Here is a 12,763-nt window from a genome sequence, read left to right on the forward strand (position 1 = left end):
CAAAAAATAAAAGGTAGATTATATATAAATTAATCTACCTTTTTGTTTTTTATTTATATTTTAGTTTAGAAATTATATTCCATACCCATGAGTACAGTTCTACCAGGAGCAGGGCAATCTCCATCTAAGAAAGAGCCGATAGTTTCACAAGATACATTGGTGATATTGGCTAATTTCAGATATGTTGACCATTGGTCATTGATTTTATAATTGAGATTAGCGTCAAGTATATAATAATTGCTATCGCTATAATAATTTGTATCTCTACCAGATACAGCATTTAGTAAAATATTATTATGCCATGTATCATCATGATAACTAAAGCGAAGTTTATAGCTATTTGGAGCTACTGCATTGACATCAGTTTGATTGCCGTTACCATCAGCAAAATCAGTATGTGCAATTGTACGAGTATAAGCAAGCGACATATCATATTTTGGACTGAAAATTTTATTATATTCTAATTGGAAACCGCGTTTTTTCTGATTTTCAAAATTTACAGCATGAAATTTATTATGTTCATATCGCCAGCCTAATGGATCATCTATATTTTCTAGGAAAGCATTGAAATTGATATTGCTTGTAGGATTTAATTTATAGCGTACACCTAGACTGCCTTTATAACCTGTTTCTGGTCGCAAACTAGGATTTCCTTGAATATGAGCATTATTAAAATATAAATCATCTAAAAATGGCGTAGCATAAATTTGACTCAAAGAAGCGTAGATAACAGTATTTTCATCAGGTTTATAATCTAAAGCACCATTAGAAACATATTTTCCACCGAATTCACTGTTATTATTGTAAGCAGATGTTCCAGTCAGTGTTAACTTATCAAAACGGCGAGTGCTTTGTAGGTAAACGGAAAAATTATCCATAGATTTATTATAATTGCCACTGAAAATATTATTGTAATCATTGTTGATATTATCAACTTCATCTTTACGATAAGTAAGTCCCGCAGAAATGGTGTGGTCTTTACTGATTTTCCAAGCATCATGCCAATCGATACCTTGAGTAGTATTTTCCCAGCGACTATAAGTTTTTTCATCTTCTTGATTGATGAAGCCAGTAGGAATATAGCTATCTCCTTGAGTATAATAGTGGTAAATGGCTAAAAATGCTGGAGTATCAGTATTTTCTTTATAATTATAAGTGAGTGCGAAATGGTTGATTAATTTTTCATAATTATAATCCTGTGGATAACTTTTGGATATCCAAGTGCCTGTATCGTTGCTTAGATGACCATAGTCAAAAGTTAAAGAAGTGTTGTCGGTCAATTTCTTATCAATGCGATAAGCCATTTCACGGCGATTGTTGTCGGAATTTGGCATTTCATGAGTGTGGTCATCTGTGCCTTTATATTTCATATAATCGACATTATCAAAGCCACCAGTAGCTACCCATGACCAATCATCTAAGCTACCGCTTGTTATGGCTTTAACTTTCCAAGAGCCGTGTTCACCAGCAGCTAAATCAACAGTTGTTTCATGTTTATCGCCTTTTTTAGTAACGATATTGATAGCCCCAGCAGGAGTATCATAATTTAAATATGTAGAACCAACTGCACCATGAAGAATTTCGATGCGTTCTACATTCATTATAGATGGCAATAAATCTAAATCATAAGATGCACGACCGCTCATGATACCTTTATTCATATTCATGCGACGACCATCAACGAAGATAGCTACTCTATCATCTCCATCAATGCGCACTACCATATGAGAAGTATTCAGTGAGCCTGAATTTACAATTACCCCATTAGCATAGGAAAGAGCTTCTGCTAGATTTTTATAGTGATTATCATGGATTTGTTCTTTGGTGATGATTGTAGTATAGCTAGGTGTAGCGATGAGATTATTGTTTTCTATTAGACTGTGAGCATTGGGTGTTTCATTGGCAAATGTAGTAGGCATAAAACAGCCAAATGCACTGAGAGTTAGTAATAAAGAAAGAGATTTTTTGTAATACATAGAAGATGCTCCTTAATTAGAATTTTTGTCGTTGGATTTTATAATAAAGGTAAAAAACAATGAGATATGAACATATCTTTCGTAGAAAATAACTGCAAAGATAGATTAATCTTAAGCGGATTTTTTTGATTAATAATGATATTTTATGATAGATTAAAGCCATGAGAAATAAGAATATATTCATCTTTGAAGTTCGTCTTTGAATTAAATCATATAGATGAATGAGCGTATTAGTAATTAATTTACCGATCAAAGTACCTAATTGTGAAGTCAATAAACTCAAAGTGGCGATGATGATTAAAGTGATATCTACACCAATAAAATAAATGGTGCTGATACCGAGTAGAGGAATAATTATCCAAAATAGCAATTTAATCAATAATACGTTGAAAAACATCATTAAAAGATTGCGTAAGAGACGTTTAGCCAAATTGGCATGAGTGATGATGAATTTATGAAGTCGTGAAAAAGCTTGTCGCAAAGGAAATAAAGACCTAATAAATAAACGGATGTCTTTTAAGCGTTGACGTAAATAGTCAAATAATTGCAAAAAAAATTGACGTAAATCATGAGGCAGACTGCGTAAGATATTATAGAGATTGGTAGGAGAAAAATTCAGCAAGAATGATTTCATTATGCGTAGAATATCATTAGTTGAAGGTATTAAATTATGAAAATTAGTGGCAATTTGTTTTATAGAAGAGAGGATATCTTTTAGTGAATTAAGCGATAGATTTAAATTCATCAAATGTTGAATGAAGTTGCTGAGTGGTAAAGGTAAGACTGTGAAAAACAAACAAATAATGACACCGAAAAAACGAAAAATAATGATGAGTAAAAAATGACGTAAAAATAAAAATGGTTTTCGTTTAAAGGCACGAAAGCGTAATTTAAATTTTTTTTGTTGTTTGCGTAAAATCATATAGATACCCTAAAAATGTGTTTTTTTATAGTATATAATTTTTAGAACTAGATTATCAAGGAATTATAGGGAAAGATATATAAAAAAAGACTATATTTAAACTAAGAGAAATTTTTAGTCTAAATATAGTCTTTAATTTTAGGAATTTAAAACTTCATTTATGGAAGTATGGCAAATGGAAATGGCTTTATCTAATGTTTGTTTATCGATATTTAATGGCGGATTGAAATACAATACATCACCTAGAGGGCGAAGTAACAAACCTTTTTGGAGGGCATTTTTATATATTTGATAGCCAAGACGTTTTTTGCTGTCGAAAGCTTCTTTTGTATCTTTATCTTTTACAAGTTCAATGGCATTTATCAAGCCTAAATGGCGGATTTCACCGACATTTTTATGATTAGCAAAAGTTGCTTGTAATTTTTCATGGAGATATTTTGCCGTATCTTGAGCTTTGGCTAAAATATTTTCTTCACGCAATATTTTTTGTACGGCTAAAGCAGCACTACAGCCTAATGGATTGCCACTATAAGTATGGCTGTGCATAAACGCTTTGCCTTCATTATAATCTGCATAAAAAGCATCATAGATTTTTTGTGTAGTTATAGTTATCGCCATTGGCATATAGCCACCTGTCAAACCTTTGGAAATAGTCATGATATCAGGTGAAACATTTGTATAATCAAATGCAAACATTTTACCTGTGCGACCAAAGCCAGTTGCGATTTCATCAGCGATTAATAATACATTATATTCATCACAGAGTTTGCGAAGTTTTTCTAAATAAAGTGGCGGATAAATTCGCATACCAGCACTACCTTGAATGAGTGGTTCAACGATGACAGCTGCTAATTCATTGCCATATTTAGCGAAATCTTCTTCGGCATGCACGAAACATTCACATTTGCAAGTTTCACGATTTTGATGATAAGGGCAACGATAACAATCTGGTGCTGATGTATGTACAGCATTCATGAGCATTGGTTTGTAGATTTTTGCATATAAATCCATGCTACCTACGGATAAAGCACCGATTGTTTCACCGTGATAACCTTCAGATAAACACATGAAACGCTGTTTTTGTGGATTGCCTGTCTGATAATGGTATTGGAAAGCCATCTTTAAAGCACATTCTACAGAAGCAGAGCCATTATCACTGAAATTGAATTTGCATAAACCTTTAGGCACGACTTTAATCAATTCCTGACAAAGTTTGATAGCTGGTTTATGTGAAAGATTGGCAAAAATAACATGTTCTAGATTATCTAATTGATTTTTGATTGCTTCATTGATTTTAGGATTGGCATGTCCTAAGAGATTGCACCACCATGAGCTGATGATGTCGATATATTCTTTGCCATTGATATCATAAAGATAAGAACCTTTCCCATGGTCGATAACGATAGGTTTTAATTCTTCATAATCTTTCATCTGTGAGCAAGGGTGCCAGATATATTTTAAATCTTCATCTATCCAATTAATATTACACATAAAATCAATCCATTTCTTTTAAATTTAATATTTAATTGTAGTTAGTTTTTAATTATAAATATAAACTTGCTAAAAATTTAGCATCAATGTCGATATCTTTATCATTTGGTTTTACTAAAGCTATGACAGGAATATCAGTTAAGTCTTCAATCATTTTGATATTATCTTCTTGCATAATACCACCAGTATAATTATTTAAAATAATTCCCTGTACTTTAATATTTTGATGTTTTAAATATTCCACTGTTAATACTACAGAATTTATAGTGCCAAGACCAGCATCAGCGATAATCAATGTTGGTAGATGTAGCCATTTTACGATATCTGTGAGAAAATATTTAGCTTTATCATCATAGCGAATAGGGCAGATTATACCACCACTGCCTTCAACTGTTACATAATCATAATTTTTTTGTACAGTAGCATAATCGGAAATTACAGTATCTTTTTCTACAGGATTGCCTTCGATTTTAGCAGCTAGATGAGGAGATACAGCATTTTTATATAGATAAGATAATAGAGTTTGCTCATCTTGGTGGATATTGGCAATGCGATTGACAAAGCCAGCATCACTTTCAGCGATATTATCAGCACCACTTAAAGCTGCTTTATAATATCCAGCATTGAAATTAGCTTCGCGAAGTTTTTTTACTAATAAGGCAGTAACATAAGTTTTGCCGATATCAGTACCAGTTGCAGTAATAAAAATACCTTTACTCATAAGACATCTCTTTTCTAAATAATTTATTTATAATGTTTTAAATTAGGTATTAATTTTTTACCTAATATGGCAGCGAGAATGCAAAGAACTATATCGCCAGGAACAGCTAATAAGAAACAATATAAAACTACAGGCCAAATACCAATAGGAGTGTTTAAATAAAAATTGTTGATGATATATACATAGACCATACCAAAGGCATAGACGATTAAAAGATTGAGGAAGTTAACGCATAGTAGATAAATGAAAGATAATTTAGTGCGATTTTGTGTGAGATATCCAGCGACATAAGCACCAAAGGCAAAACCAATTAGATAACCAAAAGTTGGCTGGAAAATATATCCAGGGCCACCGCCTTCAGTGAAAATAGGAATACCGATTAAGCCAATGATTATATAAACACAGACACTGACAAAACCAAGATTAGCTCCTAAAAGAAGTCCAGCTAAAGTAGTAAATAATAATTGCAAAGTAAAAGGACAAACTGGAACAGGAACTTTAATAAAAGCACCAATTGCGATTAAAGCTACGAATAAAGCCGATAAAATCATACTTTTCGTGGATAAGATTTCTTTTTTCTTTGTTAATATCATAAAAATCCCTCTCATTTAATTATTTGTTAAGCGGTTCATTTTTTATATTAATTTTTATACCAATAAAGAAGATGAACATATAAACAATAATTTATTGTTATTAAATCATATATGCATATAATTGTCAACCTTTAAAAATATTTAGTTAACTATAAGAGCAAAAAAAACAGCCAATTAATATTGACTGTTTTTAAGATGGGGATAAATTAGTTTTGCTTGACAGGATAAAATCTTTATCATATGCTTTACTTAGCCTAGGTCTGTGCAATGATTAGGCTTTAAGTCACTATGAAACGGCAATTTCATGGTGGCTTTTTTATTTATATTAAGCATAAGTATCTGTCCTATCTATATAGTTTTAATAATATAATTATTAACCTCTAGTTTTACCACCAGCAACGTTGAATGTTACACCATGTACATAAGAAGCACGATGACTACTTAAGAACATAACCATATCAGCAACTTCTGTTAATTTTCCATCACGTCCAAGTGGAGTTGTTTTTGTATTTGTATATCCAGCACGTAACTGTTCTACAGTAATACCACGAGTATAAGCTAAAGATTCTTCATAAGCTAATGTTCTAAGACCTGTAGCTTCTAAGATACCAGGAGCTACGCCAACAACGCGAACATGATGTTTACCTAATTCTTTAGCCCAAGAGCGAGTGAAAGAGTTAACAGCATTTTTAGTTGCAGCATAGATGCTCTGACCTTCAGAACCTTCAAGACCACTTTCAGAAGACATATTGATGATAACGCCTTCGCCATTTTTTACGAATTCATGTCCTAAAGCTTGTGCACAAAGGTAAACACCTTTGATATTTACAGCAGAAACTTTATCAAAAACATTTTCATCTAATTCATATTTACCATATGGATCATCTTTATCTACTAAAAGACGAGGAATATTGATACCAGCGTTGTTTACGAGGATATCTAATTTACCGAATTTTGCTTTACCAGCTTCTACCATAGCTTTTACGCTATCAGCTTTAGTAACATCAGTAGGAACATAGAGGAATTCTCCACTGCCTTCATGTAAATCATATTCAGGAGTTTGTGGGTTCATATCACAAACGACAACATTTGCACCATTATCTAAGAATGCTTGAACTACAGCTTTACCAATGCCAGAAGCACCACCAGTAACAACAGCTGTTTTACCTTCAAGGGCTAACCATGACATATAAAATCACTCCAATTTATATAATTTTGTTATTATTATTTATTATGCTTTGAAGATAACTATTTCAGAGCCAACTGAAGGAAGGCTAACGGCTTTATCTTCAAGATAGAGACTACCTTCTAAGGACTCGCCTTCTTCATTATTATTGAAACGAAGAGCGATATGACCTAAATCTTTAAGATTTTTTTGAACTTCACAGCCTACTTCTACAATTTTGTATTCAGTATCGTTGATTTTTAAAATATCGCCAACTTCTACAGTATCAGTTAATTCATTACCAGTATGAAGTACGCAGAATTCAGCAAGTTCAGCAGGGGCATTTTCGTTGAAGAGAATAATCATTTTTTCACCGATAAAATCTTCTGCCATAGGACCTAAATCTTTAACAATAGTAGAATATATTTTTTTCATAATAAGATAATCTCCTTGTATTGATTATTGATAAATTAGCTTTCGTATAAACCGAAGCTAGCGAGCCATGCTAAAACAACATTGATTGGACCTGTGATAAAACGAGAATATAATACAGAAGGAACACCAACTTCAACAGTTTGAGGTTCAGCTTCAGCAAGACCTAAACCAACAGGGATAAAGTCGCAAGCAGCCTGAGCATTGATAGCGAATAATGCAGGGAGTGCAAGACTAGGAGGAATGTTGCCTTTACCGATTTCAACACCGATTAATACACCGATAACTTGAGCGATAACAGCGCCAGGGCCGAGGAATGGAGAAAGGAATGGGAAGGAACAAATTAATGCTAAGATAACAAGACCGATTACAGAGCCTGCAAGAGGTGTAAGTACATGAGCGATGATATCACCGATACCGCTTGCTAAGATTACCCCAATGAGCATGGAAACGAATGCCATGAAAGGTAAGATAGTTTTTAAGATTGTTTCAATAGTATCACGACCAGCTTGATATAAAGTAGCTGTGATATAACCCATGAATTTACCAACTTTAGCCATAAAGCCTACATTAGTTTGTTCAGTGATTTTTTTGCTTGTATCGTAAGTAGATTTTTTTGGTTCTTCTGCAGGAGCTTGTGCAACTTTTGGAGCATTAGCAGCATCTTCAGCGGAAGCATAAGAGATACAATTTTCTTTTACTGCGGATACATAAATATCTTCTGTGATGTATTTAGCCATAGGACCGCTTGCACCAGTTGGATTTAAGTTGATTGTATAGATGCGTTTTTTAGGATAGATACCGCAACGAAGTGTACCGCCACAGTCAATGATTACGCAGAGAATTTCATCATCAGGAACACTAGTTTTGAAACCATCAACAAGTTCGCAACCTGTTAATTCTGCAATTTTTTGAGATACAGGAGAAATAACCCCACCTGTAATATTAACAACTTTATTCTTTTTATCATCTGGTTTTAATACAAGAGGTCCGCCAAATCCGCCAGCACCAGCATTAACAATAACATCTTTATATTGAGCCATGATAAATATCTCCTTTATTTTATATACGAATTAAATTTGCTTGATAAAAATTAATGAGTAGTTTTTACTTTATCACTTAAAACTACGCCCTGTTGTTTAGATACATAAGCAGTAGTGAAGTCAGTGATAACGCCTCCGATGAAGTTGATTAAAATACCGATTAAGAAATAGCGAAGAGCTAAGTCTACTGTAGATAAACCAAGTTGAGTAATACCATTAGCAACACCTAAGAATACGAACAATTCACCAGGATTTACGTGTGGGAACAAACCATTTAATGTATGGCAAGAACGAGAAGCTGCTGCATAATAAGATGGTTTGTATCTTTCTGGCATGAATTTACCAAGAGATAAAGTCATTGGATTACAGAAGAAGAATGTACCAATAACAGGTAAAATCATGTAACGAGAAATAACATTACCAGCACAGAGATGAGCGAATTTTTCAACTTTATCAGTGCCGACAAAGAGGATAATTGCATTCATTGCTACCAATAAGCAGATGAGGGTAGGAACGATACCAGAAACAAGACCGATGAACGTTTCGCCACCTTTGTTAAACATACCAATAAAACCTTGAGCTAGTAGTACTAAAGTGTCCATAAATATTCTCTCCTTTAATTTAGAATTTTTTGATTATTGTGATGCATTTTCAATGCATGTGGACGCTTCTTTTTGTTGTTTTGTATATTGTTTATATTCTTCAACGGCAGATAAGATGGCAGAGCTTGTTTGTTTGTCAAAGTTTTGGCAGTCTTTGTCAGTGATTTCTGGAAGGTAATATCCATTTAATTCATTGAAATTTTTAAATCTAGCAAAACTTGTTACACCTTGTAGTTTTTTTCCGGTGATGATTTTACAGTCATCATCTATACATAAGAGTAATAGACAACCTGCTTTAAATCTGCCTCTGGCCTTGCCGATTGCGACTCGGCCAGATTGACGAAGATTTTTTAATTCCTTATTAAATTTTTTTAATTGGTAAATATTCAATAAACCTTGGAGAAGCCACATTACTATACCTAATACAATAAATGTCCAGAACATGAGAGCTTTCCTCCTTTTTATTTATCAACTGTTAAAATTAAGTAATTTTTTTGCAGTGCTTTCATCAGTGATTAAAATATTGATTAATTTTCCTTTTAATGCACTATAGATAGCTGGAACTTTTTCGTCAGAAGCTGCAACTCCGATTACATATTTGACTTTATGTAATTGAGAAAAAGGTATGGAGATTGTTCTATCTACAACTTCAGTTGGTACTTCGTTACCATTTTTATCATAAAAACGAGTGCAAGTTTCACCGATGATACGATTACCAAAGGAAGAAGTGATGTATTCTGATTTTAGTCCATCAGTCCAAATTACGTTGGAAGCAGATGTAGGAGAACCAATACCTAAAAAGGCTACATCTAATTTATTCCATAAGTCTTGAATTCTTAAATAATTAGTATCATTTATAATTGCTTTTTTTGTTTCTGTATTTTTCGTTATAGCTGGAGCATAAAGATAATGGCTTCTAGCTTGGAACGCATTTGCGACCTTGTAACAAATTGTATTTACATGAAGGTCAACATCTAAGCTTTCAGAACCACCAACCAAAGGTACGAAATCAGCATCAACAGCTGGGAAATTTTCGATAGCTGCTTGATAGCCAATAGCCCCCATGGAACGACCCCAATTAAAGCCGATTACCATTTTGTCCTTGATTAGACGTTTTAATAGATTTAGTCCGGCTTTACCTAAATTGGAATAAACTTCATCTTTATTTTCACTAGATGGGACGATATAGACTTCTTTTAAATTAAACTTTTCTTCTAACTGAGATTCAATTGTTTCAAAATTGTCTTGAGCTATGAAGATTTTTACAATACCAGTTTCTTTTGCTCTTTTTAGATATTTACTAACAGTAGAGCGGTCAATTCCTAATTTTTTAGCGATATCACTTTGTTTCATGTCGGCTCCATAATACATATGAGCGACTTTGACTAAAATTCTTCTAGATACGGGTTGCATGTTAAGACCTCTTTTCAAAATATAAATATTAAAGTTTAAATATCTATAGTTATTATAAACTAAGCTGTCTAGACATGCACCATCACATATGTGATAGTATATCTCATTTGTTCCGACACCCATATAATAGCATTTATACCCCCATATTGTCAACACAAAAATAAAAAAAATATTTTAAATATGAATTTTCTGATATTTCTTCTTAATTGTTTAAATTTACAGTAATTTAGCTCATACTTGACAGTTAGATATAGATGGATTATTATATATATAAAATTTTCGTAAGTTAAAGTGATAAAGTAAAAAAGTAAAAGGAGTATAAAAATGGTAAATCCTAAATTAAGAGATAATTTAACGGATCAGTTATGTAAGGCTATGTTAACACTCAAGGATACAGAAGAATGCTATCAGTTTTTTGAAGATATTTGTACAGTAAGTGAATTGAAAGCTTTGGCTCAAAGATTAGAAGTAGCTAGAATGCTTCGTGCTGGTCATACTTATGAAGAAGTTGTAGAACGCACAGGAGCAAGTACAGCGACAATCAGTCGAGTAAAGCGATGCTTAAATTATGGAGCAGATGGTTATGATACGGTATTGAACCGTTTAAAATAACAAAGGCAATGAATGGAGGAATATTTTTTATGAACAAAGGTCTATTATTAGAAATACCGTATGGAACAAGAGATTTTTTGCCAAAAGATGCAAAAGTAAAACGTGAGATTGAATCTAAATTGGCAAAAAATTTTAGTCTTTGGGGTTATGATGAAATTGTTACACCAACAATTGAATATGTAGATACTTTAACGATTAATAATCGTAGTGGCATAGAAACTCATCTATTTAAATTTTTTGATAAAAATAATAAAACAGTAGCTCTTCGTCATGAAATGACAACACCAATTGCGCGTGTAGCAGCTAGTAGAATGAGTGATGATATTCTTCCATATAAACTTTCTTATATCAGTAATGTATATCGTTATGAACAGACACAAGAAGGTCGTCAATGTGAATTTTATCAAGCTGGCGTAGAATTGATGGGAGTAGCTGAAGCCTTAGGTGATGCTGAGGTAATTGCTTTAGCTGTGGATAGTTTACAAAAAGTTGGCTTGAAAAATTTTGAGGTATGTATAGGTCAAGTTGATTTTATCAATGGCATTATGCAACAGATGGGATTATCTCAAGAAAAACAATTACAAATTAGACAAGCTTTAGAACAGAGAAATTTAGTGGATTTAACTAATGCTGTAGAAGATACAAAATTGCCTAAACAAGCGAAAGAAGCATTAAAATCTATTCCAATGTTACAGGGAAAAGAAGAAGTTTTAGAGATTGCAAATAATTTGGCATTGAATGAACAAAGTAGAAAAGCTTTAGATAATCTACATGATATTTACACTTTATTGAAAGCATATAATTTAGCAGATTTTGTAAAATTCGATTTAGGTGTTATTCGTGATTTTGATTATTATACAGGTATGATTTTTGAAGTATATGCACCAATGATAGGTTATCCAATTTGCGGTGGTGGTAGATATGACAAAATGTTATCTGATTTTGGCACAGATTGCCCTGCTACAGGTTTTGCTATGGGTATAGAAAGATTGATGTTAGCTTTAGATAAACAAAATAATATTGATGAAATTGCAAGTGATGAAAATCAAAAGGATATATATGTTGCCTATACAAGTGATAAATTAAATGATGCTATTGCTTTAGTAAATGAATTGCGTGCTGAAGGAAAAGTTGTGGAATTAGCTTTAACAAATCAAACTAAGGCGCAAGCACAGCTTTATATCAAAAATAAATTATTTAAGGAATTAATTTATTTAGAATAATGATTAAGCGTATAAGACAATTTTGGCGAGCTATTAAAGCTAAACTGACAGTAGAAGACAAAGTATTTATTGATAAATATTTAAATGATGAAGAACAAAAATTATTTTTTGCCATGCGAGTTTATGACCAACGTCATGTATTGAATGTGGCATATACAGCACAAAAAATTATAGAACAAAAGCAATATGAAAATGTAGATTGCAATTTATTGATAAGAGCTTGTTTACTTCATGATGTAGGTAGAACAGCTAAAGATATTTGTTTAATGGATAAAGTAACAAGTGTACTTTTAGGAAAATTTTTACCACAAAAAAGTAAACAATGGGCTAGTGAAGCTGAAAAGCTAAAATTAAATAAATCAAAGAGTTTTTGGCAAAAAAGAAGATATGCTTTGTATATTTATTATAATCATGCACAACTTGGCGCTGAAAAATTAAATGAATTAGGCCTGAATAATATTGCTGAAATAATAAGATATCATCATGAAAAAATTGATTGTAAAGCTTGTAGTGAACTACAGATACTTTGTTTAGCGGATAGTTTAAATTGATAAAAAGAGGTTAGATTTT

Annotated in this window: 14 protein-coding genes; 3 read left to right on the forward strand and 11 right to left on the reverse strand. The window is 32.5% G+C overall.

Annotation, left to right across the window (positions count from 1 at the left end):
• Nucleotides 1-65: 65 nt before the first annotated feature.
• From GXM21_RS03850 to GXM21_RS03900, 11 genes are all read right to left on the reverse strand, one after another.
• The gene (locus GXM21_RS03850) at nt 66-1,976 is read right to left on the reverse strand and encodes a TonB-dependent receptor plug domain-containing protein (RefSeq protein ID WP_008538450.1); all 1,911 of its coding nucleotides are present in this window, start codon (nt 1,974-1,976) and stop codon (nt 66-68) included.
• A 16-nt stretch (nt 1,977-1,992) separates the two neighbouring features.
• Nucleotides 1,993-2,898 carry a hypothetical protein gene (locus GXM21_RS03855; RefSeq protein ID WP_008538449.1) on the reverse strand — a complete coding sequence of 302 codons (906 nt, stop codon included), beginning with the start codon at nt 2,896-2,898 and terminating at the stop codon, nt 1,993-1,995.
• Nucleotides 2,899-3,036: 138 nt separating this feature from the next.
• Nucleotides 3,037-4,389, reverse strand: coding sequence for an adenosylmethionine--8-amino-7-oxononanoate transaminase (gene bioA, locus GXM21_RS03860; protein WP_008538448.1), 1,353 nt, complete (start codon nt 4,387-4,389; stop codon nt 3,037-3,039).
• 52 nt (nt 4,390-4,441) lie between these two features.
• Entirely contained in the window at nt 4,442-5,110 is a 669-nt protein-coding gene (gene bioD, locus GXM21_RS03865; protein ID WP_008538447.1) for a dethiobiotin synthase, read from the reverse strand.
• Nucleotides 5,111-5,133: 23 nt separating this feature from the next.
• Entirely contained in the window at nt 5,134-5,703 is a 570-nt protein-coding gene (locus tag GXM21_RS03870) for a biotin transporter BioY (RefSeq protein WP_008538446.1), read from the reverse strand.
• A gap of 373 nt (nt 5,704-6,076) precedes the next feature.
• Entirely contained in the window at nt 6,077-6,892 is an 816-nt protein-coding gene (locus tag GXM21_RS03875) for an SDR family oxidoreductase (protein WP_008538445.1), read from the reverse strand.
• Between the two features lie 42 nt (nt 6,893-6,934).
• Complete coding sequence (locus tag GXM21_RS03880; protein ID WP_008538444.1) at nt 6,935-7,303, reverse strand: PTS glucitol/sorbitol transporter subunit IIA; 369 nt, start codon at nt 7,301-7,303, stop codon at nt 6,935-6,937.
• A 35-nt stretch (nt 7,304-7,338) separates the two neighbouring features.
• Nucleotides 7,339-8,343 (reverse strand): PTS glucitol/sorbitol transporter subunit IIB, encoded by a 1,005-nt coding sequence (gene srlE / locus GXM21_RS03885; protein ID WP_008538443.1) that lies wholly within the window; start codon nt 8,341-8,343, stop codon nt 7,339-7,341.
• 50 nt (nt 8,344-8,393) lie between these two features.
• Nucleotides 8,394-8,945, reverse strand: coding sequence for a PTS glucitol/sorbitol transporter subunit IIC (srlA, locus tag GXM21_RS03890; RefSeq protein ID WP_008538442.1), 552 nt, complete (start codon nt 8,943-8,945; stop codon nt 8,394-8,396).
• A gap of 33 nt (nt 8,946-8,978) precedes the next feature.
• A complete protein-coding gene (locus GXM21_RS03895; protein WP_008538440.1) occupies nt 8,979-9,389 on the reverse strand; it encodes a transcriptional regulator GutM in 411 nt (136 codons plus the stop codon).
• Nucleotides 9,390-9,413: 24 nt separating this feature from the next.
• Nucleotides 9,414-10,358: a sugar-binding transcriptional regulator gene (locus tag GXM21_RS03900; RefSeq protein WP_008538439.1), complete on the reverse strand. Its 945-nt coding sequence runs from the start codon at nt 10,356-10,358 to the stop codon at nt 9,414-9,416.
• Between the two features lie 324 nt (nt 10,359-10,682).
• Between GXM21_RS03900 and GXM21_RS03905 the strand changes: the two genes are divergently transcribed.
• The 3 genes from GXM21_RS03905 to GXM21_RS03915 are packed head-to-tail and all read left to right on the forward strand — an operon-like array spanning nt 10,683 to nt 12,744.
• Complete coding sequence (locus tag GXM21_RS03905) at nt 10,683-10,970, forward strand: YerC/YecD family TrpR-related protein (RefSeq protein ID WP_008538438.1); 288 nt, start codon at nt 10,683-10,685, stop codon at nt 10,968-10,970.
• A 29-nt stretch (nt 10,971-10,999) separates the two neighbouring features.
• The gene (hisZ, locus tag GXM21_RS03910) at nt 11,000-12,193 is read left to right on the forward strand and encodes an ATP phosphoribosyltransferase regulatory subunit (RefSeq protein ID WP_008538437.1); all 1,194 of its coding nucleotides are present in this window, start codon (nt 11,000-11,002) and stop codon (nt 12,191-12,193) included.
• A complete protein-coding gene (locus tag GXM21_RS03915) occupies nt 12,193-12,744 on the forward strand; it encodes an HD domain-containing protein (protein WP_008538436.1) in 552 nt (183 codons plus the stop codon). The genes hisZ and GXM21_RS03915 overlap by 1 nt, the downstream gene beginning before the upstream one ends.
• Nucleotides 12,745-12,763: the final 19 nt, after the last annotated feature.

The organism is Megamonas funiformis, assembly GCF_010669225.1.
GTDB lineage: Bacteria > Bacillota > Negativicutes > Selenomonadales > Selenomonadaceae > Megamonas > Megamonas funiformis.

What these genes read in the sequence shown, in the direction of transcription:
- GXM21_RS03850 (WP_008538450.1), bottom strand. Translation starts at nt 1,976, where the DNA reads ATGTATTACAAAAAATCTCTTTCTTTATTACTAACTCTCAGTGCATTT.
- GXM21_RS03855 (WP_008538449.1), bottom strand. Translation starts at nt 2,898, where the DNA reads ATGATTTTACGCAAACAACAAAAAAAATTTAAATTACGCTTTCGTGCC.
- bioA (WP_008538448.1), bottom strand. Translation starts at nt 4,389, where the DNA reads ATGTGTAATATTAATTGGATAGATGAAGATTTAAAATATATCTGGCAC.
- bioD (WP_008538447.1), bottom strand. Translation starts at nt 5,110, where the DNA reads ATGAGTAAAGGTATTTTTATTACTGCAACTGGTACTGATATCGGCAAA.
- GXM21_RS03870 (WP_008538446.1), bottom strand. Translation starts at nt 5,703, where the DNA reads ATGATATTAACAAAGAAAAAAGAAATCTTATCCACGAAAAGTATGATT.
- GXM21_RS03875 (WP_008538445.1), bottom strand. Translation starts at nt 6,892, where the DNA reads ATGTCATGGTTAGCCCTTGAAGGTAAAACAGCTGTTGTTACTGGTGGT.
- GXM21_RS03880 (WP_008538444.1), bottom strand. Translation starts at nt 7,303, where the DNA reads ATGAAAAAAATATATTCTACTATTGTTAAAGATTTAGGTCCTATGGCA.
- srlE (WP_008538443.1), bottom strand. Translation starts at nt 8,343, where the DNA reads ATGGCTCAATATAAAGATGTTATTGTTAATGCTGGTGCTGGCGGATTT.
- srlA (WP_008538442.1), bottom strand. Translation starts at nt 8,945, where the DNA reads ATGGACACTTTAGTACTACTAGCTCAAGGTTTTATTGGTATGTTTAAC.
- GXM21_RS03895 (WP_008538440.1), bottom strand. Translation starts at nt 9,389, where the DNA reads ATGTTCTGGACATTTATTGTATTAGGTATAGTAATGTGGCTTCTCCAA.
- GXM21_RS03900 (WP_008538439.1), bottom strand. Translation starts at nt 10,358, where the DNA reads ATGCAACCCGTATCTAGAAGAATTTTAGTCAAAGTCGCTCATATGTAT.
- GXM21_RS03905 (WP_008538438.1), top strand. Translation starts at nt 10,683, where the DNA reads ATGGTAAATCCTAAATTAAGAGATAATTTAACGGATCAGTTATGTAAG.
- hisZ (WP_008538437.1), top strand. Translation starts at nt 11,000, where the DNA reads ATGAACAAAGGTCTATTATTAGAAATACCGTATGGAACAAGAGATTTT.
- GXM21_RS03915 (WP_008538436.1), top strand. Translation starts at nt 12,193, where the DNA reads ATGATTAAGCGTATAAGACAATTTTGGCGAGCTATTAAAGCTAAACTG.